25 protein-coding genes are annotated in these 26535 nt (G+C 65.2%); 7 read left to right on the top strand and 18 right to left on the bottom strand.

Going from position 1 to position 26535, the window contains the following annotated elements:
• The 9 genes from hypF to ABZF37_RS06715 all read right to left on the bottom strand — a co-directional run.
• A partial coding sequence (gene hypF, locus ABZF37_RS06755; RefSeq protein ID WP_372718138.1) for a carbamoyltransferase HypF occupies positions 1-2243 on the bottom strand: 2243 nt, incomplete at its 3' end.
• Positions 2243-2503 (bottom strand): hydrogenase/urease maturation nickel metallochaperone HypA, encoded by a 261-nt coding sequence (locus ABZF37_RS06750; RefSeq protein WP_372718136.1) that lies wholly within the window; start codon positions 2501-2503, stop codon positions 2243-2245. The genes ABZF37_RS06750 and hypF, both read right to left, overlap by 1 nt.
• Positions 2496-2960 carry a hydrogenase maturation protease gene (locus ABZF37_RS06745; RefSeq protein ID WP_372718134.1) on the bottom strand — a complete coding sequence of 155 codons (465 nt, stop codon included), beginning with the start codon at positions 2958-2960 and terminating at the stop codon, positions 2496-2498. The genes ABZF37_RS06750 and ABZF37_RS06745 overlap by 8 nt, the downstream gene beginning before the upstream one ends.
• Positions 2961-4256, bottom strand: a complete 1296-nt coding sequence (locus tag ABZF37_RS06740) for a Ni/Fe hydrogenase subunit alpha (RefSeq protein WP_372718132.1) — start codon at positions 4254-4256, stop codon at positions 2961-2963.
• A complete protein-coding gene (locus tag ABZF37_RS06735) occupies positions 4249-5022 on the bottom strand; it encodes an oxidoreductase (RefSeq protein WP_372718130.1) in 774 nt (257 codons plus the stop codon). Before ABZF37_RS06735 ends, ABZF37_RS06740 begins: the two co-directional genes overlap by 8 nt.
• A complete protein-coding gene (locus ABZF37_RS06730) occupies positions 5019-5849 on the bottom strand; it encodes an FAD/NAD(P)-binding protein (protein ID WP_372718128.1) in 831 nt (276 codons plus the stop codon). Before ABZF37_RS06730 ends, ABZF37_RS06735 begins: the two co-directional genes overlap by 4 nt.
• Positions 5850-5851: 2 nt before the next feature.
• Positions 5852-6313 carry a cyclic nucleotide-binding domain-containing protein gene (locus tag ABZF37_RS06725; RefSeq protein ID WP_372718126.1) on the bottom strand — a complete coding sequence of 154 codons (462 nt, stop codon included), beginning with the start codon at positions 6311-6313 and terminating at the stop codon, positions 5852-5854.
• Positions 6310-7425, bottom strand: coding sequence for a 4Fe-4S dicluster domain-containing protein (locus tag ABZF37_RS06720; protein WP_372718124.1), 1116 nt, complete (start codon positions 7423-7425; stop codon positions 6310-6312). The genes ABZF37_RS06725 and ABZF37_RS06720 overlap by 4 nt, the downstream gene beginning before the upstream one ends.
• A gap of 139 nt (positions 7426-7564) precedes the next feature.
• The gene (locus tag ABZF37_RS06715) at positions 7565-9007 is read right to left on the bottom strand and encodes a DUF1329 domain-containing protein (protein WP_372718122.1); all 1443 of its coding nucleotides are present in this window, start codon (positions 9005-9007) and stop codon (positions 7565-7567) included.
• A 283-nt stretch (positions 9008-9290) separates the two neighbouring features.
• Between ABZF37_RS06715 and scpA the strand changes: the two genes are divergently transcribed.
• The 3 genes from scpA (at position 9291) to ABZF37_RS06700 (ending at position 12908) form a co-directional block, all read left to right on the top strand.
• Entirely contained in the window at positions 9291-11456 is a 2166-nt protein-coding gene (gene scpA, locus ABZF37_RS06710; RefSeq protein WP_372718120.1) for a methylmalonyl-CoA mutase, read from the top strand.
• Positions 11453-12436: a methylmalonyl Co-A mutase-associated GTPase MeaB gene (gene meaB, locus ABZF37_RS06705; protein WP_372718118.1), complete on the top strand. Its 984-nt coding sequence runs from the start codon at positions 11453-11455 to the stop codon at positions 12434-12436. Before scpA ends, meaB begins: the two co-directional genes overlap by 4 nt.
• Positions 12437-12530: 94 nt before the next feature.
• Positions 12531-12908, top strand: a complete 378-nt coding sequence (locus ABZF37_RS06700) for a group II truncated hemoglobin (protein ID WP_372718116.1) — start codon at positions 12531-12533, stop codon at positions 12906-12908.
• A gap of 17 nt (positions 12909-12925) precedes the next feature.
• On the opposite strand, the gene ABZF37_RS06695 is transcribed toward ABZF37_RS06700, so the two are convergent.
• The 3 genes from ABZF37_RS06695 to ABZF37_RS06685 form a co-directional block, all read right to left on the bottom strand.
• Complete coding sequence (locus ABZF37_RS06695) at positions 12926-13453, bottom strand: aromatic-ring-hydroxylating dioxygenase subunit beta (protein WP_372718114.1); 528 nt, start codon at positions 13451-13453, stop codon at positions 12926-12928.
• 4 nt (positions 13454-13457) lie between these two features.
• Complete coding sequence (locus ABZF37_RS06690; RefSeq protein WP_372718112.1) at positions 13458-14774, bottom strand: aromatic ring-hydroxylating dioxygenase subunit alpha; 1317 nt, start codon at positions 14772-14774, stop codon at positions 13458-13460.
• Positions 14775-15013: 239 nt separating this feature from the next.
• Positions 15014-15583, bottom strand: coding sequence for a class I SAM-dependent methyltransferase (locus ABZF37_RS06685; protein ID WP_372718110.1), 570 nt, complete (start codon positions 15581-15583; stop codon positions 15014-15016).
• Between the two features lie 362 nt (positions 15584-15945).
• On the opposite strand from ABZF37_RS06685, the gene metH reads away from it, so the two are divergent.
• Entirely contained in the window at positions 15946-19629 is a 3684-nt protein-coding gene (gene metH, locus ABZF37_RS06680; protein ID WP_372718108.1) for a methionine synthase, read from the top strand.
• Between the two features lie 64 nt (positions 19630-19693).
• Here the strand turns inward: metH and ABZF37_RS06675 are convergent, their stop codons facing one another.
• Together ABZF37_RS06675 and ABZF37_RS06670 are read right to left on the bottom strand one after the other, a co-directional pair.
• Positions 19694-20062, bottom strand: coding sequence for an MAPEG family protein (locus ABZF37_RS06675; protein WP_372718106.1), 369 nt, complete (start codon positions 20060-20062; stop codon positions 19694-19696).
• 43 nt (positions 20063-20105) lie between these two features.
• Positions 20106-21140 (bottom strand): ABC transporter substrate-binding protein, encoded by a 1035-nt coding sequence (locus tag ABZF37_RS06670; protein ID WP_372718104.1) that lies wholly within the window; start codon positions 21138-21140, stop codon positions 20106-20108.
• 143 nt (positions 21141-21283) lie between these two features.
• On the opposite strand from ABZF37_RS06670, the gene ABZF37_RS06665 reads away from it, so the two are divergent.
• The 3 genes from ABZF37_RS06665 (at position 21284) to ABZF37_RS06655 (ending at position 23362) form a co-directional block, all read left to right on the top strand.
• Positions 21284-21703 (top strand): nuclear transport factor 2 family protein, encoded by a 420-nt coding sequence (locus ABZF37_RS06665; RefSeq protein WP_372718102.1) that lies wholly within the window; start codon positions 21284-21286, stop codon positions 21701-21703.
• A gap of 187 nt (positions 21704-21890) precedes the next feature.
• Positions 21891-22142: a hypothetical protein gene (locus ABZF37_RS06660; protein ID WP_372718100.1), complete on the top strand. Its 252-nt coding sequence runs from the start codon at positions 21891-21893 to the stop codon at positions 22140-22142.
• Positions 22142-23362 carry an EAL and HDOD domain-containing protein gene (locus ABZF37_RS06655; protein ID WP_372718098.1) on the top strand — a complete coding sequence of 407 codons (1221 nt, stop codon included), beginning with the start codon at positions 22142-22144 and terminating at the stop codon, positions 23360-23362. The genes ABZF37_RS06660 and ABZF37_RS06655 overlap by 1 nt, the downstream gene beginning before the upstream one ends.
• Positions 23363-23399: 37 nt before the next feature.
• On the opposite strand, the gene msbA is transcribed toward ABZF37_RS06655, so the two are convergent.
• From msbA to ABZF37_RS06635, 4 genes are all read right to left on the bottom strand, one after another.
• Positions 23400-25163 (bottom strand): lipid A export permease/ATP-binding protein MsbA, encoded by a 1764-nt coding sequence (msbA, locus tag ABZF37_RS06650; RefSeq protein ID WP_372718096.1) that lies wholly within the window; start codon positions 25161-25163, stop codon positions 23400-23402.
• Positions 25156-25584, bottom strand: coding sequence for an ExbD/TolR family protein (locus tag ABZF37_RS06645; protein ID WP_372718094.1), 429 nt, complete (start codon positions 25582-25584; stop codon positions 25156-25158). Before ABZF37_RS06645 ends, msbA begins: the two co-directional genes overlap by 8 nt.
• The gene (locus ABZF37_RS06640; protein ID WP_372718092.1) at positions 25581-26222 is read right to left on the bottom strand and encodes a MotA/TolQ/ExbB proton channel family protein; all 642 of its coding nucleotides are present in this window, start codon (positions 26220-26222) and stop codon (positions 25581-25583) included. Before ABZF37_RS06640 ends, ABZF37_RS06645 begins: the two co-directional genes overlap by 4 nt.
• Before the next feature lie 81 nt (positions 26223-26303).
• The coding region (locus ABZF37_RS06635) for a hypothetical protein (RefSeq protein ID WP_372718090.1) at positions 26304-26535 on the bottom strand (232 nt) is incomplete at its 5' end.

Below are 26535 nucleotides of genomic sequence, written 5' to 3'. Positions count from 1 at the left end.
GCAAGACCACCATCGCCCGGCGGCAGCCGCTGCGGCCAGAACACCGCCACCCCGGCATCCGCGAGGCGCCCGGCGGTCAGTTCCAGCAGCAGCGCGTTCTGAAAACAACCACCGGCCAGCACCACTCGCTGGGCGCCGAACTGCCGCGTAACAGCCGCAATCAGGTTCGCCAATCCGGCGTGAAAACGCATGCTGATGACCCCTGCCGGCGTGCCGGCGGCGACATCGGACAGCAATGCTGTCAATAGCGGACCCCAGTCGGCCACGTGCCCGTCGAGCGCCGGACGCAGGGGCAAGGGATAGGGCGCTGCCGGCCCCGCTGCCTCGGCCGCGGATTGCAAGGCCTGCGCGGCCTGTCCCTCAAAACTCATCTGCTGGCACAAATCGACCAGCGCGGCGACGGCGTCGAACAGCCGGCCGATGCTGGACGTCAGCGGCGCGTTGATGCCGCGCCCGATGGCCCGATGCAGCGAGCGTCGCTCGTCGGCCGTGAAGGCGCGCAGCGGCGGCAAATCGAGTGCCCCGGCCGCTTCGCCATAGGCGGCGTGTAATAGCCCTAGCGCCGCCCGGCGTGGTTCGCGCGCCGCGCGCTCGCCGCCGGGCAGCGGGAACGGCCACAGCCATGCCCGGCGCTGATAAGCCTGGCGTGTGCAAGCGAAAAACTCGCCGCCCCACAGCGTGCCGTCGTCCCCCAGGCCGCTGCCGTCCCAGGCCACGCCCAGCACCTCGCCGTCCAGGTCGTGCTCGGCCATCACCGCGACCACATGGGCGTGGTGGTGCTGCACCCGCCGCAACGGCAGGCCCAACGCCCCGGCCCGCAGGCTGGAGGCGTAGTCAGGATGGGCGTCGCAGACCACAAGCGTCGGCGCCGTGCCTGTTAGTGTCGGCAGCTCCTGTACCGCGGCATCGAAGCCGGCCAGGGCCGCAGCGCTATCAAGATCACCCAGGTGCTGACCCAGCACGATGCGCCGGTCACCGCCAACCGCCAGCGCCGCCTTGAGGTGCCCACCGAACGCCAGGACAGCACCGTCGCCGGGCCCGCAGGCTACCGACAGCGGCGCGTAACCGCGGGCGGCGCGCAGTACCTGCGGGACGCCGCGGACGATCTGCACCACCGAATCGTCGAGCGCCCGCTGGATGGGCCGGTCGTGCAGCAAAAAGGCATCGGCAACGCCGGCCAGGCGGGCAAGCGCGTGTGCGTTCTCGCTGCACAGCGGTTCGCCCGCAACATTGCCGGACGTCGCGACCACCGGGAAATCCAGCCGGTCCAGAAGCAGCCGGTGCAGCGGCGTATACGGCAGCATCACGCCAAGACGCGGATTGCCAGGCGCTACGTTCGACGCCAGGCCGTCGGCGCGCCGCGGCAGCAGCACAATCGGTGCCGCGGCGCTGGTCAGCGCCGCGCGTGCGACAGCACTCACGTGACAGGCAAGCTGCACGGCCTCAAGCTCGGGGTACATCACCGCGAAGGGCTTGTCGGGCCGCGCCTTGCGCTCGCGCAGGCGCGCCACCGCAGCCCGGTCGCGCGCATCCACCAGCAACTGAAAACCACCCAGGCCCTTGAGTGCCAGCACGCCGCCGCCCCGCAGCAGCGCGGCGGCGCCGGCGAGTGCCGCTGTGCTCTGCGCCAGGGATTGACCATCGCCGTCCGCCAACCACAGCCTTGGCCCGCAGGCCGGGCAGGCGTTGGCCTGATGCTGAAAACGGCGGTCGGTCGGGTCGGCATACTCGACCGTGCACGCCGGACACAGCGTGAAGCCGGCCATACCGGTGCGCGCACGGTCGTACGGGAGACCGGCAATGATGCTGTAGCGCGGCCCGCAGCGGCTGCAACTGGTAAACGCATAGTCGAAACGGCGGCTGGCCGGGTCGCGAATCTCGGCCAGGCAGTCCGCGCACAGCGCCAGGTCCGGCAACGGCAGCGCGTCGCCAGCGCCAAGACTGCTTTCGGCCACCACAAACGTGGTCCGGTCGTCGGCCCGGCAGGGCTGCGCCTGGACCTGATCGACCCGTGCCGGCGCGGGCGCCGCGCGTAGGCCCGCCAGGAGTTGATGCAGCGCCGCGGGTTCACCCTGGGCATCAATTTCAACCCCGACCGGGGTGTTGCGCACCGAACCGGCAAGGCCAAGCTGGCATGCCAGCCGGTAGGTGTAGGGCCGAAAACCCACGCCCTGCACGGCACCGGTCACGGCGATCCGCAGACGCTGCCGGCGCGTTTCAAACGCGGCTGTGGCCAGGGCCATCAGCGCACCTCGATGCCGCGCAGCAGGATGTCCTGCGCCTGCGGGTGGTCGGAGTCGTCCGAGTGCTCGACCTCAAGCCAGGCGCCGTCCGCAACACTGCCACGGCAACCGGCGACGAAATGCTCCCGAAAATGCTCGGCCGAGATATGGCTGAGCGCACCCAGCCACACACGCACGCCGACCACCTGCTCGGCCCGTTCCTGCTGGGCGACGGCTTCGATCTTGCTGAGCAGGTTCGCGATCAGGGAGTGTTCATGCATGGCTGGCCTGCGTGTACTGGCGGATGATTTCCTCGACCAGCGCCGCGGCGGCGACGGCCACCGGGGTCGACAGCCCCTCGCCCAAGCCGAAGTCGGCGCCTTCGATGCCATAAACCGTGAGTTTTTCCGGCAGGTCACCAAGCGCGCGGGCCAGTTCCACCGCCTCGCTGGCGCCCAGCAGGTGCGTCGAGCAGCGTAACCAGTCCGGCGGCAGCGGCGCTGCCGCCGCATCCAGGCGATGGACGGTGCCAGCCGGCGCCCCGGACTGCACAGCGTCCAGCAACAGCACCTCCTGGGCGCCGCGAAAAGCGTCGAGCAGCGACAGGCCGTCGTTGCCGAGTGTCAGCACCTGCGCCTGCGGCCCCAGCCGCCCGGCAAGCTGCCCGGCCAACCACGGCCCAACCCCGTCATCGCATCGCGACGGGTTGCCAATGCCAATGATGCGCGGCCGGTCCACTCAGTCGCGCTCCACGTCCAGTTTGAGAAAATGCGCCGAGCAGGAGATACACGGGTCGTAATTGCGGATGGCGGTTTCGCAGACCCCGCGCAGGGTGTCGTCCGGCAGGTGCAGGTTCGGTTCCAGATAGTGACGCAGGTCGGCTTCGATCACCGCCTGGTTGACCGCCGTCGGGGCGACAATCTTGGCGTCCGTGATCAGGCCGTCCTGGTCCACGGTGTAGCGGTGGTACAGCGTGCCGCGCGGCGCCTCGGTCGCGCCATAACCCACGCCGGGGCGCAGTTCCACCGGCAGCGCTGGCAGGTCGAATTCGCGATAGGCGTCGACCAGGCGCAGCGCCTCCTCGAAGGCCAGCACCACTTCCACCGCGCGCACCACGATGCTGCGAAACGGGTTGCAAACCTGCGCGCCCAGGCCTGCCGCGTCGGCTGCCGCCCGCGCCCGCGGCGTCAGGCGGTCGCGGTTCAGCGCGTAACGCGCCAGTGGCCCCAGGTGCACCACGCCACCGCTCGCGGTGCGACTTTGCAGCGCGGTGGAGTGCACCTCATGATGCTCCTGAAGGTAGTCGTCATAGCCGGTCACCGGCAGATCGACACCGCGACTGGACACCAGCCGGCCGGTGTTCATCGGATAGTGCTCGGGGTGACGCAAGGCCACGAACTCATAGTCGCGCTCGAAGTCCGGAAACGCCAGCGCCGAGACGCGCGCCACGGTTTGCTCGGCGGCCCCGAGCGCCCATTCCAGCTCGGCCCGCAGCGCCAACAGATCGGCGCGTTTCGGCGCCCGATAAAAGCCACCCAGACGCACGTTGATGGGATGAATTTCGCGCCCGCCGAGCAGCGCGACGATGGCATTGCCGGCTTTCTTCAGCCGCAGGCCCATACGCACCAGCTCGGGGTGGTCCCGGGCGATGCGGACCGCATCCGGGTAGCCCATGAAATCGGGCAGGTGCAGCATGAAGATGTGCAGCACGTGGCTCTCGATCCACTCCCCGCAGTACAGCAACCGGCGCAGGTCGGCGATCGGGGCCGACACCTCGACCCCGCACAGGTCTTCCATGGCCGCGCAGGCGCTCATCAGGTAGGCCACCGGACAGATGCCGCAGATGCGGGCGGTAATGTCGGGCGCCTCGCGGAAATCGCGCCCGCGCAGCAGCGCCTCGAAAAACCGTGGCGGCTCGAAGATACGCAGCTGCGCGGCCACCAGTCGGTCTTGTTCGATGCGCAGGTGCAGCGCACCCTCGCCCTCCACCCGCGCCAGATAGTTCACCTCGATGGTACGCGTGCCCTCACTCATGCCGCGCCGCCTCGTCGGCAAACGCCGGTGCGCCGGCATTGAAACTGCGGTACACGCGCAGCAGCGTCGCGCGGTCCATTCCGAGCTCGGTCAGCCGTTCGCTCAGGGCTGCCGGATTAGGCGTTTCCTTGGGGCCGAAACAGCCATAACAGCCACGGTTATAGGCCGGGCAGATAGCGCCGCATCCGGCCTGCGTCACCGGCCCCAGGCACGGCGTGCCGTGCGCCACCATCACGCACGGGGTGCCGCGCGCCTTGCATTCCTCGCACACGCTAGCGGTCGACACATTCGGCCGCCGGCCGGCCAGCAGCGCCGCCAGCAATTCCAGCAACTGACGCTTGCTCACCGGGCAGCCACGCAGCTCGAAATCGACCTTCACGTGCTCGGCAATCGGCGTGGAGGTTGCCAGCGCATCGATCACCTCGGGCCGGGCATAGACCAGCTGCTTCCATTCCTCGACATCCCGAAAATTGCGCAGCGCCTGGATGCCGCCGGCCGTGGCGCAGGCACCGATCGTGACCAGCAGCCCGGACTCGGCGCGGACCTGCTGGATGCGCTCGCGGTCGTGGGCGGTGGTGATCGAGCCTTCCACCAGGGACACGTCGTAGGGACCGGGCAGCATGTTGCTGGAAGCCTCCGCAAACAGGGCAATCTGGACCCCCTCGGCGAGCGCCAGCAGCTCGTCCTCGCAGTCGAGCAGGCTCAGCTGACAGCCGTCGCAGGAAGCGAACTTCCACACTGCCAGCCGCAGTCGGGGCGCCGTCACAGCTCCATCACACCCAATAAATTGGACAGGCGCGGCCAGGCCAGTACCGGCCCGTCGCGGCACACGAAATGCGGACCGAGCTGGCAATGGCCGCAGTAGCCGACAGCGCATTTCATGTTGCGTTCCAGGGACAGGTGGATGGCCTTATCCGGCACGCCGCGCTGCTGCAGCGCCAGCACCGCGAAACGCATCATGATCTCCGGCCCGCACAGCAGCGCGGTGGTGGTGGCCGGATCGAAGCCGGCGCGGTGTATCAGGCGGGTCACCACGCCCACCTCGCCAGACCAGTCCGGCGTGGCCCGGTCCACCGTAACCGCGACTTCGATTTGTCCACCGTCGCGCCAGGCGGCCAGTTCGTCGGCGAACAGGACGTCAGCCGCACTGCGCGTGCCATAAAGCACATACACACCGCGGTAGTGGGATCGGCGCCTGAGCGCCTGGTAGATGGCGGAACGCAGCGGTGCCAGACCCAAGCCACCGGCGACGATCAGAAGATCGCCACCCTCGGCCGCCACCAGCGGCCAGGCGCTTCCGTAAGGCCCACGCAAACCGATCACCTCGCCGACCTTCAGGGCCGCCATCGGCCGGGTGACACTGCCCACCGCGCGGATGGTGTGCAACCAGGGCGTGCCCGCCGGGTCGCTGCTGATCGACACCGGCACCTCGCCGATGCCGTAGGCGTACAGCATGTTGAACTGGCCTGGCAGGAACGACGATCCCGTGCCGTCTACCGGCTCCACTGCCCAGGTGAATACATCACCGGCGGCGCTCTCCGGTCGCCGCCACGCGATGCGCCAGGGCGCCGGCAACGTGGCATCCATACCCATGGTTACGCGCCGGGAGGTGCGTACACATCCAGCACTTGCAGCCGACACGACTGCACGCGCTGGGTGAGCGTCCCCACCAGCGTCTTTAACACCGCATAGCCGACCGTCGGATCCTGCTCCATTAACGCGCGTAGCGGCGCGGCGGCGAAGGCCAGCGTGCGCGTCGGCAGCACCGCGTGGGCGTCGAACTGGCAGCGGTGCGGGGGCACGAACCAGGACCAGCCAACCGCCTCGTCCGGGCCGATGGTCTCCAGCGTCACCACGCCCTGCCCCGGCACCGCCAGACGAATCTGAACCTCGCCGCTGAGTACCAGATAGAAGGTGTCCGCCACCGCATGCTGACGCAACAAATAGTCTCCCGGGGCAAAACTGCGTTCGCCGGCACAGGCGGCCAGGCCCGTGCACTGCCCCGGCGTGAGCCCCTGGCAGAAGCGCTGACTGTCGACCAGTTCGCGCAGGTTCATGCGGTCGCCCCCCGGTCGTCGGAAGCGATGACGGCCACTTCCTCGGTGATGTCGATGCCGACCGGGCACCAGCTGATGCACCGTCCGCAGCCGACACAGCCGCTCTCGCCGAACTGATCGTGCCAGGTGGCCAGCTTGTGGGTCAGCCACTGCCGGTACCGGGACTTGACCGAGCCGCGCACGCTGCCGTGGCCCAGGTGGCTGAACTCGACGTTGAAACAGGAATCCCAGCGTCGCTGGTGGTGCGCTGCGCCGGCCAAGTCGGTGACTTCCTCGTTGGTGGAGCAAAAACAGGTCGGGCAAGCCAAGGTGCAATTGGCGCAGGACAGACAGCGATCGGCTACTTCCTGCCAGCGTGGGTGTTCGAGATTACGCATCAGGAGCGCCGGCACCCCCCCGGCATCCAGACTCCGGCTGATGCTGGCGGCGGTTCGCTGCGGCACGGCGCGGATAGCAGCGAGATCGTCGGCGCTTGCCGCGCGTCCGGGCAGATCGGCCAATAGCTGTGTGCCTATGGCCGAACCGGCCTCAATCGCAAAGTGGTGCCCGGCGGCGTCGATCAGCTCGGTCAATGCCAGGTCATGGCCACTGGAGACCGCCGGACCGGTGCCCATCGAGCTGCAAAAGCAGGTGTCGGCCGCCACCGCGCAGTTGACCGCCACCAGCAACACCGCGTCCCGCCGCGCCGCATAGGCGGCGTCGACGTGCTCACCATCCCGGAACACGCGGTCCTGAATGCCGATGGCGGCGAGTTCGCAGGCGCGTACGCCGATGAAGGCGCGCTTGGGTGCTGCAAGCGCTGCCGGAGTAAAAGCCAGGCCACCGTCCGGCTGGCGGGCCACCGAAAACAAGGTCTGCTGCGGCGTAAACAGGTAGCGCTTCCACGACTGCGGCCCAACCGCGTAGCCGAACAAGGCATCATCGTCGCGCCGCTCCAGGCGATAGCTGCCAGGCGCCTGGTGGTCGGTCCAACCGGCCGGCAGCTCGCTGACCTCGTCGATACGGTCGTAGACGATGGCGCCGTCGCGGCGCACCGGGCCGATGGTCTCGTAACCGCGCACCTGCAAGGCGCTGAGCAACACCGCCAAACCGGCACGGTCGATCAGTTTCACTGTGTCCGCCAAGCTCGCTTACGTGCGAACAATCTTCGTACTGAACGCCCGGCGCTTCTATGACTTCACGCAAGGATCAGTACGATGCTGCCCCAGGTGATCCATCCATGCCGCCTGGACCCGCCACCGGCCGGGACACTCAGCGGATACCGTGCTTGCGCAAGCCCGCCGGCGTGAAATAGTCCGGGTCTGGGCGATTCACGAAGTCCGGAGGCCCACCGCCGCGTTTCGCGCCCACATTGAAGAACGCGTTGACCGACGACTGACGGCCATTGATCAGATCCATATTGTTGTCGCCCCAAAAAGTAAGCATGGGCACGTCGTAAAACTGCAGCGAATAGCTTTCCAATACACGCCACAGATCGCCTTTGGCGTCATACATCTCAGCCGCGGTGCCGGCCCAGCTGTCTTCGTCGTAATACACAAACCGATGCGGCGACAGGTGACGGTATTTCGGTTTGAGTTTCATCTCAATCGCCCACACCCGATGCAACTCGTAGCGCATCAAATCCGAATTGAGATGCCCAGCGCGGACAATATCCTTGAAATCATATTCGGGGCTGGCGAGCTTGTAACTGTTATAGGCAATGAAATATTCCTTGCGCACGGGCTCGGAATACTCATACCACTCCTCGTCACCGGTCATGCCGAACATGGTGCGCGAGTCGGCGGTGCGCAAGCCATCAGAACCCGTGCCCGGGCTGTCATAGAAACCAATTTCCGGAGCCTTGCGTACGCGCCTTTGGCCTGGAATGTATAAATATGCATCAAAGTCCTGAGACTCGAAATAATTGCAGCCACCAAACATGGTGCCCGCATTGCGCGGCGGCTGCAGATCCTCCGCACTGAAGCACCACATGGCGCCACCATTGCGCGTGAAAACCTCACCCTTTGGTTTCTCCTCCGGGGTCATGTACTGCAACAGAAGTGAACGATCGACTTTTACTGTTTCCGCATAATTGCCATCGGCAAACGCGTTGAATGCATAACCCCGCCACACATGTGATTTTCCAAAAAAATACATGCCGTGGTTATAAACCGCCTCGGCGCCATTATTGGGAATGGGAAATGCAACCCCCGGTCGATAGCTGCTTGTGTCGAGGCAGCGGTACTCGCGGTCTGGCCCCGGCGAGGGGTCGCAATGCTGTGTGTGGGTTGCATTCCAGATAGAATTCTCATAATGCCATTGCGGGACGGCTGCGCTACGCCGACTGGGAAACACCGGCATGGTGAACGTGTCCGGGTATTTCTGGAACAGAGCAATCGACCCTGGCAGGAGTCGGTCGGCATACTGTTGGTAATTCTGCGCGGTAATGGTAAACAGAGGCTTATCATCGGCATAAGGATCCACATACCAACCGCCGATCTCGTAACCCGCAGGCGGTGTAGAGATACCACCTTCCCAGGGGGGGATGGTGCCATCCGCATTGCCAGCGCGAACTGCGCCCATCGGAGTCAGGCGAGTGCCTTGAAGGCCAAGTTCGGCTGCCTGTTCAGGGGACACCAGTGCCCAAACCGGCATGGCTGACCATAGACCCAGAACGACTCCCATCACCGCCAAATTCAACTTCAGCGTTGTCATAGTTTCGCCCCCTCGCAGCCAAGAAATTCGAAAATCTAAATGGCGCTTCCCGGACCGACCCGCAAAAACACGGACCAGGCGACCGATACGTCACATCGGCTTGGGCGAGCATAGGTCACTGAACGGGAAATTTGAACCCCCCCCGAAGCAGGTCGGAAAATCGCCGCCGGCTACTCGCTTCGTAACGAGTCTGGTGCGGGCCAGTTTCAGGCGCGACTCACCAATTGGGGCTAACCGCTAAAATGCCAAGACTATGTCCCGGCCTGCTCTATCAAGGACCGTCATGCCCTACCCGAAACTTCCGCCTGTATCCCTGCAGCAATGGCAAGCGGCAGCCGAAAAGACGCTACGCGGCAAGCCGCTGGACCATCTGACCTGGCAAACGCCCGACGGTCTGGCGGTCAAGCCGCTGTATACGGCGGCTGATCTAGCGGGACTTGAGTTCGCCGACACCCTGCCCGGCTTCGAGCCCTTTCTGCGCGGGCCACAGGCCACCATGTACGCCGGACGGCCGTGGACCATCCGTCAGTACGCCGGCTTCTCGACGGCCGAGGAAAGCAACGCCTTCTACCGCACGGCGCTGGCAGCCGGCGGCCAGGGCGTGTCGGTGGCCTTCGATCTGGCCACCCACCGTGGCTACGACTCCGACCACCCGCGCGTCGAGGGTGACGTCGGCAAGGCCGGCGTAGCCATCGATTCGGTCGAGGACATGAAGGTCCTGTTCGACGGCATTCCGCTGGACACCGTCTCGGTGTCGATGACCATGAATGGCGCGGTGCTGCCGGTGCTGGCCGGCTACATCGTGGCCGCCGAGGACCAGGGCGTCGGCCAGGACCAGCTTTCCGGGACCATCCAGAATGACATCCTCAAGGAGTTCATGGTCCGCAACACCTACATTTACCCGCCCGAACCGTCCATGCGCATCGTCGGCGACATCATCGGCTACACCGCGCAGCACATGCCCAAGTTCAATTCCATTTCGATCTCGGGGTACCACATCCAGGAAGCCGGGGCCACGCAGGCGCTGGAGCTGGCCTTCACCCTGGCCGACGGCATGGAGTACGTGCGCGCCGCGCAGGGCAGCGGGCTGGACATCGACGCCTTTGCGCCGCGGCTGTCGTTTTTCTTTGCCATCGGCATGAATTTTTATCTGGAGATCGCCAAGCTGCGCGCGGCGCGCCTGCTGTGGTGGCGGATCATGAAAACGTTCGGCGCCCAGGATCCGCGCTCGCTGATGCTGCGCACGCACTGCCAGACTTCCGGCTGGTCGCTGACCGAGCAGGATCCTTACAACAACGTCATCCGCACCACCATCGAGGCCATGGCGGCGGTGTTCGGCGGCACGCAAAGCCTGCACACCAACGCGCTGGACGAGGCCATCGCCCTGCCGACCGAGTTCTCGGCGCGCATCGCCCGCAACACCCAGCTGGTGATCCAGGAAGAAACGCACATCACCAGCGTCATCGACCCTTGGGGCGGCTCCTACCTGATGGAGAAGCTCACCCAGGACCTGGCCGACCAGGCCTGGCAGATCATCGAGGAGGTCGAGGCGCTCGGCGGCATGACCAAGGCCATCGAAACCGGCATGCCCAAGCTGCGCATCGAGGAATGCTCGGCCGCCAAGCAGGCGCGCATCGACCGCGGCGAGGACACCATCGTCGGCGTCAACAAGTACCGCCTGGCCACCGAGGACAGCGTCGACACGCTGGAAGTGGACAACGCCAAGGTCCGCGACGGGCAGGTGGCCCGTCTGAAGACGCTGCGTGCCAGCCGCGACGAAAATGCCGCGCAACAGGCGCTGGCCGCACTCACCGAGGCCGCCCGCAGCGGCAGCGGCAATCTGCTGGCACTGGCCGTCACCGCCACGCGTGCCCGGGCCACGGTCGGCGAGATCAGCGACGCCCTGGAACAGGTCTACGGCCGCCACCGCGCACAGTCGCAGTCGGTATCCGGCGTATACGGGGCGGCGTATGCCGGCGACAGCGGCTGGGACGAACTGCGCGGCGACATCGAGGCCTTCGAGCGTGACTACGGCCGCCGCCCGCGCATCATGGTGGCCAAGCTCGGCCAGGACGGCCACGACCGCGGCGCCAAGGTCATCGCCACCGCCTTTGCGGATCTGGGCTTCGACGTCGACATCGGCCCGCTGTTCCAGACCCCGCAGGAAGCCGCCCGCCAGGCAGTGGAAAACGACGTGCACGTGGTCGGCATATCGAGTCTGGCCGCCGGCCACAAAACACTCGTGCCGCAGATCATCAAGGCACTGAAAGCCGAAGGCGCGGATGACATTCTGGTGGTGGTCGGTGGCGTCATCCCGCCGCAGGATTACGACTTTCTGCGCGCGGCCGGCGTGGCCGGCATCTTTGGCCCCGGAACCGTCATCCCCAAGGCCGCGCGTGACGTACTGACCGCCATCCGCGCTGCCCGTCCGGCGCAAGCCAGCCCTTGAACGACTCGGACGTCACAGCCCTGGCAGCGGGTGTCCAGGCCGGCGAGCGGCGCGCGCTGGCTCAGGCCATCACGCTGGTCGAATCCACGCATCCGCATGACCGGCCCCGCGCGGAAGCCTTACTGACAACGCTGATGCCGCACACTGGCCAGGCGATTCGCCTGGGCATCAGTGGCGCGCCGGGTGTGGGCAAGTCCACCTTCATCGAGGCACTGGGCCTATACCTGCTCAGTCTCGGGCAGCGCCTGGCCGTGCTGGCGGTGGATCCGTCCAGCCAGCGCACCGGCGGCTCCATCATGGGGGACAAGACGCGGATGGAGCTGCTGTCGCGGGAGCTGGCGGCGTTTATCCGGCCCTCGCCCAGCGGCGGCAATCTGGGCGGCGTGGCCAGCCGCACCCGCGAGAGCCTGCTGCTGTGCGAGGCGGCCGGTTACGACGTGGTCATCGTCGAAACCGTCGGCGTCGGGCAATCCGAAACGGCGGTCGCCGGCATGGTCGACTGCTTCCTGCTGCTGCAACTGCCCAATGCGGGCGATGAGTTACAGGCACTCAAGAAGGGTGTGGTCGAACTTGCCGATCTGGTCGTCGTCAACAAAGCCGACATCAGCCCAACGGCCGCGGCACTGGCCAAGAGTCAGTTCGAGCTGGCCTTGCACCTGTTGCGGCCGGTCTCAGGGCACTGGTCACCGCCCGTGCTGACGTGCAGCGCCTTGCACCAGCAGGGACTGACTGCGGTGTGGGATACGGTCATGCGCCACCGTGCGGCGATTACCGATGGCGGTGATCTGCCCGCCAAGCGCGCCCGTCAGGCCGTCGACTGGCTGTGGGCATTGGTCAACGAGCAGCTGCGACAGGATTTTCGTCGGCATCCGGCGGTGGCCGATGCGCTGCCCAGGATCAGCGACGCCGTGAGCCGTGGCGACCTGAGCCCCACCGTTGCCTGTCGGCAATTGCGAGCGCTGTACCGCCCAGGCGAATGAACCCGGCCCGGCATTGACGTGAGTCAACCTGGCTCGACGCTGCCATTGGCATAGTTCTGGAACGATATTTCCGCAGCTAGCCGAGGTTCCCGCCGTGAGTGACACCATGTACGACTGGCTCGGTGGCGAGCCCACGGTGCGTGCCCTGGTCGACCGCTTCTACGACCTGATGGACAGCGATTCCGAGGTGGCCACCATCCGCGCCATGCACAAGGCCGACCTGAGCCCCATGCGTCAGTCATTGTTCGAATACCTGTCCGGCTGGCTGGGCGGACCCGCGCTGTTCATCCAGAAGCGCGGCAGCCCGTGCATCGCCAAGGCGCACAAACCGTTTCAGATCGACGAGGCCGCCACCCAGCAATGGATGAAGTGCATGGGTCAGGCGATGATCGACGTGGGCATCGACGACAAGTACCGGCAAATGCTGGAACCGGCCTTCGGCCGTGTCGCCGATGCGCTCAAGAATTCTTGATTATTTAAAACAATCAATTAAACAAGAAAGCTCAGATTCGGGCTCATTAAAACGACCTCGTCCATCAGGATGTCCCGCGCCGCCAGGCGCAGCTCGCCATCCACCTCGCGAAGCTGGTCCTCGCGCCGGCCCGAGAAAAAATACGGCTGCTTCTGTGTCGGCCGCACCCGGAACACCAGCACGTGGCTGGTGACCCGAAACGTGCCCGGCTGCGCGCCGTCGTAAGCGCGGATATTGGTCACGAAGTGGCGGGTGATGGTTTGCGGGTTCTCGGCGGTGGTGCTGGACGGCCGCGACCACAGGTCGATACGCACGGCCAGCGTGGTGTAGTCGTCATCGTAATAGCCGTTCACGAACTGCGTCTCGGGTGCCTGACCCTCGTGAAAGCCGCGGCCCGGCATACGGTAGCGGATATCCGGCGTGACCCGCTCCAGCCAGCGGCCGTAGGCGTGCTGGTCGAACAGCTCGGCCTCGTCGTACAGAAAATTCAGGATGCGGCGATAGGTCGCGTCGTCAACTTGTTGCTGGGTGTTTTCCATTGCCATGTTCTCAGCCTGCCGCCATCAACTCGCGCCAGCGCAGCAATATGCCGAACTCGGACATTTCCGAGTAAGTCGAACGATAGGCCTCACCCGGTCCAGGGAAGTCCGCAATGCGTTCGTCGTGCGAGGCCAGCACCATCTGGAAGCTGCTCATGCGGTCGCGGCCAATGGTGCCGCGGCTGCCGGCATCGATGGCCGCCCAGGCCTCGGCATCGTCCTGATCGAAGGTGTCGGCGGCGGTAAAGGTGCGAATGCCGGCCTGCAGGCTGGCCTGTTTATATTCGTCAGGGGCCTCCCGATCGGCGAAGAACCAGTTCCATATTTCGGTCCGATCCGGCCCGGTCGGCTGCCAGACCCGCACGTTGAAGAAATTGACCGGCATCTGGTCAGGCGAGAAGAAAATCGGGAAATGCACCCATGACAGGTTTGGGAAAATAGTCATCACCTTGTTGAACATGTTCGACTTGAGCTTCAACTGTCCGGGATTCAGCGTTTTCTCGTAAAGCTTGACCATGTCCGGGTGAAACCCTATCCACGGCGGCATGCCCGGTGGCAGGTCCACAAAAATGCAGCCATGCCCATTGCCGGCACGGATTGCCGGACCCTCGATGGCCAGGTCCCGCAGTACTTCCAGCGGCATGCCGGCGGCGATCTTGCGCGTGATTGGACCGTGCGTCTTCAACGCGTGTGGCCCGTCAGCGCCGAAGTTGACAGCGCCGTACTTCCAGTTCTTTTGCGCTATCCAGCGCACCGGCGCACCCAAGGCCTGCGCGCCACCCGGCGTACGGGCGAACAGCATGTCGATGTACCAGCGGGCGTCACCCAGGTACTCGTCCAGACTGGGCGCCTGATCGTTGAACGTGGCGAAAATCAGCCCGGCATGCACGCCCACCCGCGCCTGCACCAGGTTGAAGGTACCCAGGTCCACGCGACCCTTGTAGGCCTCGGGGGTATCAGCCATGGCACTGAGCAGGCCGGTGTTGTCGAAACTCCAGCCGTGGTACGGGCACACGTAGCCGCTGGAGTTGCCGCTGTCGCCCCGGCACAGCAGCGCGCCACGGTGCGTGCATGCATTCAGGAATACCCGCAGCTTGCCGTCCTGACCACGTGCCAGGATGACCGGATCGTCACCCATCACCCGGCTGACGTAATCACCGACGCGTAACACCTCGGATTCGTGGCCAACGAACAGCCAGCTGCGGGCGAACACGCGCGTCAGCTCAAGGTGGTGAATATCGGGATCGGTGAAGACGCGCCGACTGACGAGGCCCGTTTCGGGATTGACCAGACTGGCGGGATAACCGCTCAGGTCGTCGATTTTCATGCGTCGTTCCTCCATGAACGTGTGGTGCCCGGCGCATTGCAAACGCCCGGCTCGCCTGGGGTCTTCCCAATACCGGCTGCGGGGCGCGAACCCAGACCCATTGCGCAGCCTTAACGCCCGTTAAAGTGCCGCAAGACCGGCCCAAGATCAAGCGTCCTCAATGACGCGACCAGGATTCGCGCCGGTCAGGCGACCCGTCAGAACCCGATCGCGGCCAGACGCTCCCGTCAAGGAGCCGACTATGCCACGCAGCTGTACACCAGCGCCGGCGGCGCGTTGAACAGCACCGGATAGATATCCAGGCGCCCGAAAATCCGTTTCAGGTTGCGCCGAAAACGCCAGCTGGTGGGCAGCATCTGCGCATGCACAAAGCTGTACGACACAAACGCCCCTCCGGGGCGCAACGCGGCGAGCACGGCATCGACCACCGATGTCTGCTGGTGAGCACTGAAGTTGGCAAACGGCAGGCCGGACACCACCGCATCGACCTGGCCCAGACCGCGTTCGGCCAGCACTTCACCCAGGTTCTGCGCGCCGGCGTTGATCACTTCCACCCGCGGATAGCGCGCCGCGACATAAACCGCGAGGTCAGGGTCCAGTTCCAGCGCCAGCACTCGACACGCCGGGTGAGCGCGCTGCTCCAACATACGGGTGAACGCGCCGGTGCCGGGACCGAGTTCCACGATCACCCGGGCACGGGCAAAGTCGATGGGGTCGGTAATCTGGCCCGCCAGCAGCGGCCCACTGGGAAAGGCGGCGCCCATGCGCATGGGATTGGCAAAAAAAGAACGCAAAAAGCGCAGGTCCAAAGCGGATCCCTCCCCAGGGCACCAGTGGCGCGGCACATTAACCTTGCGCGAGCAGCGGCACAAGCAAACGCGTGCGCCGCTGAGGCGGCTCGACTCCGGGTGACGGCTCTGACCTGTCTGGCTTCATCGCAGACCCCCGCTGCCCTGACCCGGGCCACGAACCGCCTTGATGCGTTAGGGAGCCGCTGCTTTGCCCAGCGCTTGCCCAGGAACAGCGCGTCGCGGTTGGCCACAAATGGACGCAGCGGGCATGGTTTGCCGTGATCGTCGCGCACGGTCCGGCGCCGGGCCTGCGTCCGGGCTGCGGTCGCCCCCAAGGGCCCAAGCTACAATTCCACCCCCACCGACCGCCTGACTCCGCCATGACCGACCGTACCGCCCTGCTGCTTGAGCAGCTCGAATCGCGCATCCTGCTGCTGGATGGCGCAATGGGCACTATGATCCAGCGCTACGAACTGACCGACGCGGACTATCGGGCAGAGCGCTTCGCCGACTTCGCGCACGAGCTGAAGGGCAACAACGACCTGCTGACACTGACCCGGCCAGACGTGATCAGAGCCATTCACAATGCCTATTTCGACGCCGGTTCCGACATTGTCGAGACCAACACCTTCAATTCGACCGCCGTATCGCAGGCCGATTACGGCCTGCAGGACCTCGTTTACGAACTGAATTTCGAGGGCGCGCGCCTGGCGCGGGCCTGCGCGCTGGCGTACAGCAGCGAGGCCAAGCCCCGTTTCGTCGCCGGGGTGCTTGGCCCCACCAGCCGTACCGCGTCGGTGTCGCCGGACGTGAACGACCCCGGCTTTCGCAACGTAAGCTTCGCCGAGCTGGTGACCAATTACACCGAGGCGCTGCGCGGCCTCATTGACGGCGGGGTGGACATTCTGCTGGTCGAGACGGTGTTCGACACGCTCAACTGCAAGGCCGCGCTGTACGCCATCGAGACACACTTCGCGGCCAGCGGCCAGCGGCTGCCGGTGATGATCTCCGGCACCATCACGGATGCCTCCGGCCGCACCCTGTCCGGCCAGACGGCAGCGGCGTTTTATGCATCGGTGGCGCATGCGCAGCCGCTGTCGGTGGGCCTTAACTGCGCCCTGGGCGTGGAGCTGCTGCGCGAGTACGTGCACGAACTGGCCGGCGTGGCCGAATGCCGCGTCAGCGCGCATCCCAACGCCGGCCTGCCCAATGCGTTTGGCGGTTACGACGAGACGCCCGAGTTCATGGCCGGGCACCTCAAGCAATGGGCGCAGGACGGCCTGCTGAACATCGTCGGCGGCTGCTGCGGCACCACGCCGGAGCACATCCGCGCCATTGCGGACGCGGTGCAGGGCATCGCGCCCCGGCCCCTGCCGGAGCCAAGGCACATGCTGCGCCTGTCCGGGCTTGAGCCGCTGGACATCGACGCGAACAGCCTGTTCGTGAACGTCGGCGAGCGCACCAACGTGACCGGCTCGAAGCGCTTTGCCAACCTGATCAAGGCCGGCGACTACGAGGCGGCCATCGACGTCGCCCGCCAGCAGGTGGAAAGCGGCGCCCAGGTCATCGACATCAACATGGACGAGGGCATGCTCGACTCGCGGGCGGCCATGGTGCGTTTTCTGCACCTGATCGCGAGCGAACCGGACATCAGCCGCGTGCCGGTGATGGTGGATTCGTCCAAGTGGGAGGTGATCGAGGCCGGCCTGCAATGCCTGCAGGGCAAGGGCATCGTCAACTCGATCAGCATGAAAGAGGGCGAGGCAGCGTTTCTGGAACAGGCGCGGCTGGTGCGCCGCTACGGCGCGGCGGTGGTGGTGATGGCCTTCGACGAGCAGGGCCAGGCCGACACCTGCGAGCGCAAGGTGGCCATCTGCGAGCGGGCCTACCGGCTGCTGACGCAGCAGATCGGCTTCCCGCCCGAGGACATCATTTTCGACCCGAACATCTTTGCCATCGCCACCGGCATCGACGAGCACAACAACTACGCGGTCGATTTCATCGAGGCGACGCGGCTGATCAAGCAGCGCCTGCCGCACGCCAAAATCAGCGGCGGCGTGAGCAACGTGTCGTTCTCGTTTCGTGGCAACGAGCCGGTGCGCGAGGCCATCCACACGGTGTTCCTGTACCACGCCATCCAGGCCGGCATGGATATGGGCATCGTCAACGCCGGTCAGCTTGGCGTGTACGACAGCGTCGATCCGGACCTGCGCGAACGGGTGGAGGACGTGGTGCTGAACCGCCGCCCGGATGCCACCGAGCGCTTGCTCGAAACCGCCGAGCGCTACCGCGGAGTCGCTGGCGCGGCGGCGCCGGTGCAGGATCTGGCCTGGCGCGAGCTGCCGGTCGGCAAGCGACTGGAACACGCCCTGGTGCGGGGCATCACCGATTACGTGGATCAGGACGTCGAGGAAGCGCGCCTGGCCTTCGCCCGTCCCATCGAGGTCATCGAAGGCCCGCTGATGGACGGCATGAACGTGGTCGGCGACCTGTTTGGCGCCGGCAAGATGTTCCTGCCGCAGGTGGTGAAAAGCGCGCGGGTGATGAAAAAAGCCGTCGCCGTGCTGCTGCCGTACCTCGAGGCCGAAAAAGACGGCAGCGCCCGCGCCCAGGCCAAAATACTGATGGCCACCGTCAAGGGCGACGTGCACGACATCGGCAAGAACATCGTCGGCGTGGTCTTGCAGTGCAACAACTTCGAGGTCATCGACCTGGGCGTGATGGTGTCCTGCGACACCATCCTGCGCACCGCGCGCGAGCAACACGTCGACATCATCGGCCTGTCGGGCCTGATCACGCCCTCGCTCGACGAAATGGTGCATGTGGCGAAGGAAATGCAGCGCGAGGGCATGGACCTGCCGCTGCTGATCGGCGGCGCCACTACCTCGCGCGCCCACACGGCGGTGAAGATCGCGCCCGCCTTCGACGGCACCACGGTATACGTTAAGGACGCCTCGCGCGCCGTCGGTGTGGCGCAGAACCTGATCTCGCCGGAGCTGCGCCAGGGCTTCAAAAGCCAGGTGCTCGAAGACTACGCGCAGGCCCGCGCCCGCCACGCCGCCAAACACCAGCGCAGCAAGCTGCTAACGCTGGAGCAGGCGCGCGCCAACGCCTACCAGACCGACTGGGCCGCGTACCGGCCGGTTGCGCCAAGCCAGCCGGGCATCACCGTGCTGGACACCATCGATCTGGCCGAACTGGTTCCCTACATCGACTGGACGCCGTTTTTCCAGGCCTGGGAACTGGCCGGCCGCTACCCGAAGATTCTCGACGACTCGGTGGTCGGCGAGCAGGCGCGCCAGCTGCTGGGCGACGCGCAGGCCATGTTGCAGCGCATCGTGGACGAGCGCTGGCTGACCGCCCGCGCCGTGGTCGGCCTGTTTGCGGCCAATGCCACCGGCGACGACGTCGAGCTCTACACCGACGACACGCGCACCGCGGTGCTGGCCACCCTGCACCACCTGCGCCAGCAGCAGGAAAAACCGGCCGGCGTGCCGAACCTGTGCCTGGCCGATTACGTCGCCCCCCGCGACAGCGGCGTCGCCGACTGGCTGGGCGCGTTTGCCTGCACCGCCGGCATCGGCATCGACGCCCACGTGGCGCGCTTCGAGTCGCAGCAGGACGACTACAGCGCCATCCTGCTCAAGGCCCTGGCCGACCGGCTGGCGGAAGCCCTGGCCGAGTGGCTGCACCAGCGTGTGCGCACCGAACTGTGGGGTTACGCCGCAGGCGAAACGCTCGACAACACAGCCCTGATCGACGAGCAATACCAGGGCATCCGCCCTGCGCCCGGCTACCCGGCCTGCCCCGAGCACACCGAAAAAGGCACGCTCTGGCAGCTGCTGGACGCCCAGCGCAACGCCGGCATGAGCATCACCGAGCACTACGCCATGCTGCCGACGGCGGCGGTCAGCGGCTGGTACATCGCCCACCCGCAGGCGCGCTACTTCGGCGTCGGCGACATCGGCCGCGACCAGGTCGAGGACTACGCCCGGCGCAAGGACTGGACGCTGGCGCAGGCCCGGCGCTGGCTGGCGCCCAACCTGGGTTACGAGCCCGACTAAAAAGGACAACGATAAGCCGAGTGGGTATCGGTCCCATTCGGTTTTACTGGTGTCCCCTGGGTACTCAGGCCGCCATTACAAAAATGGCGACGATGCAGGCCAGACCGCCGACGTAAGCCAGCGAGCGTAAGGTGGCGAGGTCCGCGATATAGAACGCGGCGTGCAGCGTACGCAGCGCCACAAAGGCCAGCGCAAGCTGGTCCAGGGTGCCCTGGGCGAGGCCCAGCTGGTGGCCAACGATCACCGCCGCGGCGAACGGCGCAAAGTTCTCCAGCATATTCGACTGCGCCCAGTCGGCACGTTTTCGCCAGCCAGAGACCGCCGCCACGCTCAGTCGCGGCTGGCTGTTATCGAAACCGCCACTCTTGGCCAGCCCACCCAGCACAGGCGGAAAGAAAATCAGTACCAAGACACACCAGTAAGCAATGGTCATGCGGCCTCCGGGATCGCGTGGTCAGTGCCTGAATACATCCTCCTCACGCTACTGCCGGCAGCCCTTCCCGCCGGTATGCCTGTTCCAGGAAACGCGGCTGCATCCAGGCATCCAGATCGACCTGTCCCAGGTAACCGTGGCTTTGCATGAAATCGATCTGTACCTGCAGCAGGCGACGGACTTCCGGCCCAAACGACGGCCACAGTTTGTTGTGAAAATCCGCTTCATAGCTGGAGCGGATGTCCGCTTCGGACACACCCAGTTCCCTGGCCATTACCGCCGTTGCCTCGGCCGGGCGGGAGGCGGCCCAGTTGGCGGTGCGTACCAAAACCTGCAGGTAGCGTTCCACCGCCTCGGGTGCTTCCCTGGCCAGGCCGGCGCTCACGGTAATGATGCGCGGGTTGGCATTGACCATGTGCGCGCGATCAGTCTGGTCGGTCATCAGGTCGTAGAGCTTGCGGATACGTCCCTGGTAGCGGCGCTGGATCAGACCGACTTCGGCGTTCTTGCAAAAGATGGCGTCCACTTCGCCACGCAGCAGGTAATCGATGTCGGCATCGTAGAGGCTCGGTCGGTCACCCTGTTTCAGGTCGGCGTTGATGCTGCCGTGCATGTCGTCGTTGATGGTCATCTCCACAAACCGGACGTCCGACTCCCGCATGCCGTTGGCCAGCAAGGCGGAGTAGAAACCCTTGTGAGCGTTGACCTTCATGAAGTCGATCAGGATGTACGGGCGCACCGGCAGTCCGCAGCGGCGGCCGGCCAGATCCTGAACGCGCTGGGCCTTGTCGTCGGCCCGCACAAATGTGGCCAATGAGTCGGCGACGAAGGTCAGGCCCACTGCCAGTGTGTCGGCGCCGCGGGTGCGTGCCCACAGCGGCGGGATGGCGCCACCTTCCCTGAATGAATCGGCCAGGCTGTGATCGAAGTGAGAGTCAGCCTTTTCGCGGCCAAGCTCCTTGATATTGCGCACCACAAAGTCCGAACCGTCGAACTCCTTGTCGAACGACTGGCGTTGAAAGGCGATTCCGGACGCCGTGGCGACCGGGCAGCGCGTATACCATAAGGTGCGGGCCATGGGTATCTCCTGTGGGGATCCTGGACGGACAAGGTTTTGTCAACTCTGGTTTTGTCAACTCTCTTGTAAGCTGGCACTTTAAACTTCATATATGCGAGCCGACAAGCCACGAAGCTCTCCTGCCCACGACCACTCGGTCCAACATGACAAATAGCGCTTTCGACACACCGGAGGCCGCCGAGGCGGCCTTCTACCTGGCCCTGGAAAATGCCGACGCGGCATTGATGCACGCGGTGTGGGATGACGGTCCGGATCTGGTGTGCGTACACCCGATGTGGCCCGAGCTGCACGGCCATCGCGCCATCTTCGCCGCCTGGCGTCGCATGTTCGCCGGTGGCCCGCACCTGACCGTGAGCACGGTATCGGTTCTCCAGCGCCGGGATGGGCAACTTGCCACCCACGTGGTGCACGAACAACTGAACCTGCGCGGCGACGACAGCCACCAGCCACCGGTGATCGCGACCAACGTTTATCGGCAAACAGACTCCGGCTGGCGCATGATCGTGCACCACGCCTCGCCCACGCCGACGGTCACCGTGGACGAGGACACGGTGCTGCACTAGGGGTCCGCTGATTTACTCCGCGGCACCTGCAGTGCCGGGACGCGGTTGCCCCCAGCCTGCTTGCGTTTGCGGCGGACTACCCGCTTACAACAGACGCTGAAAAAATACACCTCGACAGACTGCCGACCCCTTTGTACAGTCCACCGGTCAGGCTCAATAAGCCGACTTCGAGGTACTGGAACTTCACATGACCTCCGGCTTCTTGCTCAGTTCATTCCTGTCGCCGGTGTCGAACCTGCGCGATACCCATGGTGGCAAGCTCGCCCGGCACACGGCTGGTCCGGCGCGAACGGCGCGAACGGCGCGAACGGCGCGCGAGCATGCTGCTGTGGCTCTTTGCACGGGCGACCTGGCCACTACCGCAGAGCCGGCCAAGCACGTACCGCGCGCCCATGCCGATGCGTGGCCCCCTAGCTACCAACGCGCCTGTCCCAGCTGATGCAAGGCGACGAACTCACACGGCAGGTGTTCCTCGGGCGCCAGGCCATCTTTGATGTGGATCGAAAAGTCGTTGCCTACGAGCTGCTGTACCGGATGAGCGCCGCGGCAGGCGATGCTCTGACCGACAATGAAGACCGCACCTCGCACGTGATGATCGATGCCCTGATGTCGATTGGTCTTGATCGGCTGGTCGCCGGACAACGGGCTTTTCTGAACATGGACACGGCCAGCCTGCTGGCGGAACTGCCCCTGACGCTGCCGCCACAACGCGTGGTGATCGAGGTACTGGAAACCGTGGCACCGGAGCCCAAGGTGCTGGCCGCGCTGCGCCACCTGCGCGATCGCGGTTACCGGATCGCGCTGGATGACGTCGTCTACCAACCGGCGCTCGACCCGCTTCTGGAGCTGGCACACATTGCGAAGGTTGACTTGCCCGCCATCGCGGCCGGTCAGCTGGCCGATCAGGTGAACGCCTTGCGCCGTTTCAACGTCGAGCTGCTGGCGGAAAAGATTGAGACCGAAACGCAGTTCGAGCAGACCCGCGAGCTTGGATTCACGCTGTTTCAGGGTTATTGGCTGGCCCGACCCAGCACTGTCAGTGGCAAGCGTGGCCTGATGCGACGCGAGGATGTGCTGAGTCTACTGGCACGCCTGCAGGATCCGTCGCTGCAAACCAGCGAGCTGCAAACCCTGGTAAGCAATAACCCAGGCCTGAGCCACCGCCTGCTGCGTTATATCAACTCGGCGATGTTTTACCTGCCCCGGCGTATCGATTCGATCCGTCAGGCCGTGGTCTTGATCGGCCAGCGGCAGATCCGCCAAATCGCCAGCTTGCTGCTGCTTGACGGCGGCGAGACACCCCCCCTCGAGCTGGTGCGCCTGACGCTGCTGCGGGCCCGAATGTGCGAACAACTCGCCGCACGCCTGAAGCTGGACGCGGATGCGGCCTTCACCGTGGGCCTGCTATCGACCGCCGAATTGCTGGTCGATCAACCGTTGACGCAGATTCTGGCCGACATGCCACTGAGCGAGGCCACGGTACAAGCCATCTGCACCCACCACGGGCCATTGGGCCAGATACTGGCAGCGGTTACCCATTACGAAACGGGCAATTTCGACCATCCAGCATTAGTGGCCCTGGCCGAGCTTGATCTGACCGCCCGCTATCTGGAAGCCGTGGAATTCGTGGAAAGCATCATGGCCGCCAGCCGCGGCTGATCGCCTGCATTGCCAGGATTTCGAGTACCCCAGCGGCCTAAACCGCGACCTGCGCGTCGCTGAACTGCATGCGGTGGAGTCGGGCATATACGCCTCCCTGACGCAGCAAGCCGGGGTGATCACCCTGCTCGACCACGCGCCCGTCCTGCATCACCAGGATCAGGTCGGCGTTCTCGATGGTCGACAGGCGATGTGCAATGACCAGCGTGGTGCGGTGATTCATCAGCGCATCGAGCGCGGCCTTGATATGGCGTTCGGACTCGCTGTCCAGCGCCGAAGTGGCTTCGTCCAGGATCAGGATCGGCGCGTCCTTGAGCAGCGCACGGGCGATGGCGATGCGCTGACGCTGCCCACCGGACAGCAGCACGCCGTTATCACCGACCATGCTGGCCAGCCCCTGCGGCAGCTTGTCGATGAACTCCATCGCGTGGGCCTGCTCGGCCGCGCGCACGATATCGGCCTCGCTCACCTCGCCGCGGCGACCGTAAGCGATATTGTTGGCGACCGTATCGTTGAACAGCACCACATGCTGGCTGACCAGCGCAATCTGCGCCCGCAGCGAAGCCAAGGTCAGATCGCGGACATCGACACCGTCGATCAGAATGCGTCCTGCCTGCGGCTCATAAAAACGCGGCAGGAGCCCGACCAGGCTGGTCTTGCCCGACCCCGAGCGCCCGACGATGGCTACCCGCTGCCCCGGTTCGGCGTGCAAGGACACATCCTGCAGCACCGGCGCCGGGCTGGTGGCATAACCAAAACTGACGTTCTGGTAGTCGACCTGGCCGCGGGCCAGGGGCAGCTCCTGGCGGCCGTGGTCCGGCTCCGCCAGCTCGTCGATCAGGCCAAACACGCTGCGCGCAGCCGCGATTCCCTTTTGCAGCACGCCGTTGACCTTGGTCAGGCGCTTGACCGGCGCCTGCAACATGGTCACCGCGACAATGAACGAGGTAAACCCCCCCACCGTGGTGCGGTCGCTGCTGGCAAAAGTCGTTGCCGCGTAAAGAATGCCCGCCATGGTCAAGGCAATCAGCATCTGCACCAGGCCGCCGCCGAGCGCATCCACTGACACCCACTTCATGTGTAATTGCCGGTTGCGCTCGGACAGTCGGTCGAAGGCCGCCGACTCTCTGACCTGCCCGTTGAACAGCTTGGTCACCAGGTGGCCGTCCACGACCTCGCCAGCCGCCGCCGTGATATTGCCCATGGACGCCTGGATACGCGTGCCCAGGCGCCGAAAGCGCGACGACACCACGCCGATGCTCGCCGCCATGCCCGGGCCCACGACAAGAAAAATCAGTGCCAGTTTCCAGTTCAGATAGAACATCCAGCCCAGCAGGCCAAGCACGGCGACGCTGTCCTTCAGCAAGGTCGTCAACGCGTCGCTGGTTGCACCAGCAACCATCTCCACGTCGTAAGTCACCTTGGAAATCAACGCGCCAGAGGCGTTGCGATCGTAAAAACTCGCCGGCAGGCGCAGCAGGTGATCGAACATCGCCGTGCGCAAATCCTTGATCACCCGGCGCGCCACCCAGTTCATGCCGAAATCGGCGCCGAAGTTCATTACCAGACGGGTCAGAAACAGCCCCACCATGACCAGCGGCAACCAGCGGATCACCTCCGGGTCGCGCTCCACGAAGCTGCCGTCGAGCATCGGTTTCATCAGCGCGGCAAAGGCCGGGTCAGTCGCTGCCGCTCCCACCATGCCAACCAATGCCACCGCGAACACGCGCCAATGTGGCCGCGCATAACCCAGCAAACGGGCATACAGCTTCCAGCGCGAGACTTCGGCGGCCTCACTCATGGCGCTGTGCCGCCGTATCCACCGTAAAGGTAAGGCTGTCCAGGCCCGCCTCGCGCGCCGCTGTCATGGCAGCAATGACCCGTTCATGCGGCGTCTTGCGGTCCACTGACATGACCAGCACCGGATCGTCGTGCCCGATGGCTGCCTTGCGCAACGCCGCCGTCAGGCCCGCCGTGTCATCGGCACCGATAACCAGGGCATCCACCGCATATTGCCCGTCAGCGCTGATAGCCAGATCAATTGTATTGTCGGTCGGTGCCGTCGCACCGGCAGCGGCCTGCGGCAGGTCCACCTTCAGTTGCCCCAGGCGGCTGAAGCTGGTGGTCACCATCAGGAAGATCAGCAGCACCACCAGCACGTCAATCAGCGGCACAAAATTGATTTCGATGTCGTCCGGCCGGCGCCGGGTTCGAAAATTCATGCCCGTTTGACAGCCTGCGCTCGCCGCAGGCGTGCCGTCTGCTCGGCCAGCGATTCGGCCAGTTCCCCTGCCTGACGTTCAAGATCCGCCACCAGCTCGTCGACCCGGCCGCGGTAATAGCGGTGAAAGATGTAGCTTGGAATGGCCACGAACAGACCACCGGCGGTGTTGACCAGAGCAATGGCGATACCACTCGCCAGTTGTTCGGGTGCCCCCAGGCCAGTCAGGCTGATGGCGTTGAAGGTCTCGATCATGCCAATCACGGTGCCAAACAGGCCGATCAGCGGCGAAATGGTCGCCAGCGTACCGAGGGCGGTCAGGTAGCGTTCGAGTTCCAGCGCCAGATGACGTCCTGTGTCCTCTACATTTTCCCGTTGGCGCTGGCGGTCCTCGCCCCCGTGTAACAACACGGCAGCCAATATGCGCCCCAGCGGCGAATGCTGGCGCAGGCTGTGAATTCGCGCCCCATCCACCTCGCCGCTGGCACACCAGCGCTGCACCTGGCCCAGCAGTGTGGGTGGCAAGACGCGGCGACGCTGCAAGGACCACGCCCGCTCGAGCACGATGCCGAGCGCCAGGATGGAACACAGAACCAGCGGAATGACCGGCCAGTCGCCGGCCTTGAGCAGATCCCACACAGTGGCCGAGACCCGATTGGTTGGAAATTGGAGGGATTGAACAACTGAACAGCGCCCAAACCTGGGCAAGTTCGCAGTTTATCACGGTGCTTCTGGTGCCCCGCCCTCCCACCAGTGGCGCCGTCGCTGGCGCTCTGCCTCTATTTGGAGCCCATCAACACTCGTGCCCAGGCGCAATGCGCCAGCGCTCGCGGTACTCCATAGCTGAGCTCCGGCCTGGGTGTAAGCGGCCACCACCTCCTGGTGTGGATGACCAAAACGATTCAGGTAACCGGCCGAAAAGATGACCTCGCGGGCAGACAGCGCCGCAATC

This window comes from Immundisolibacter sp. (genome assembly GCF_041601295.1).
Taxonomy (GTDB): Bacteria; Pseudomonadota; Gammaproteobacteria; order Immundisolibacterales; family Immundisolibacteraceae; genus Immundisolibacter.
Note: the sequence above shows the minus strand (reverse complement) of the source record. Positions and strands in the feature narration are given on the sequence as shown.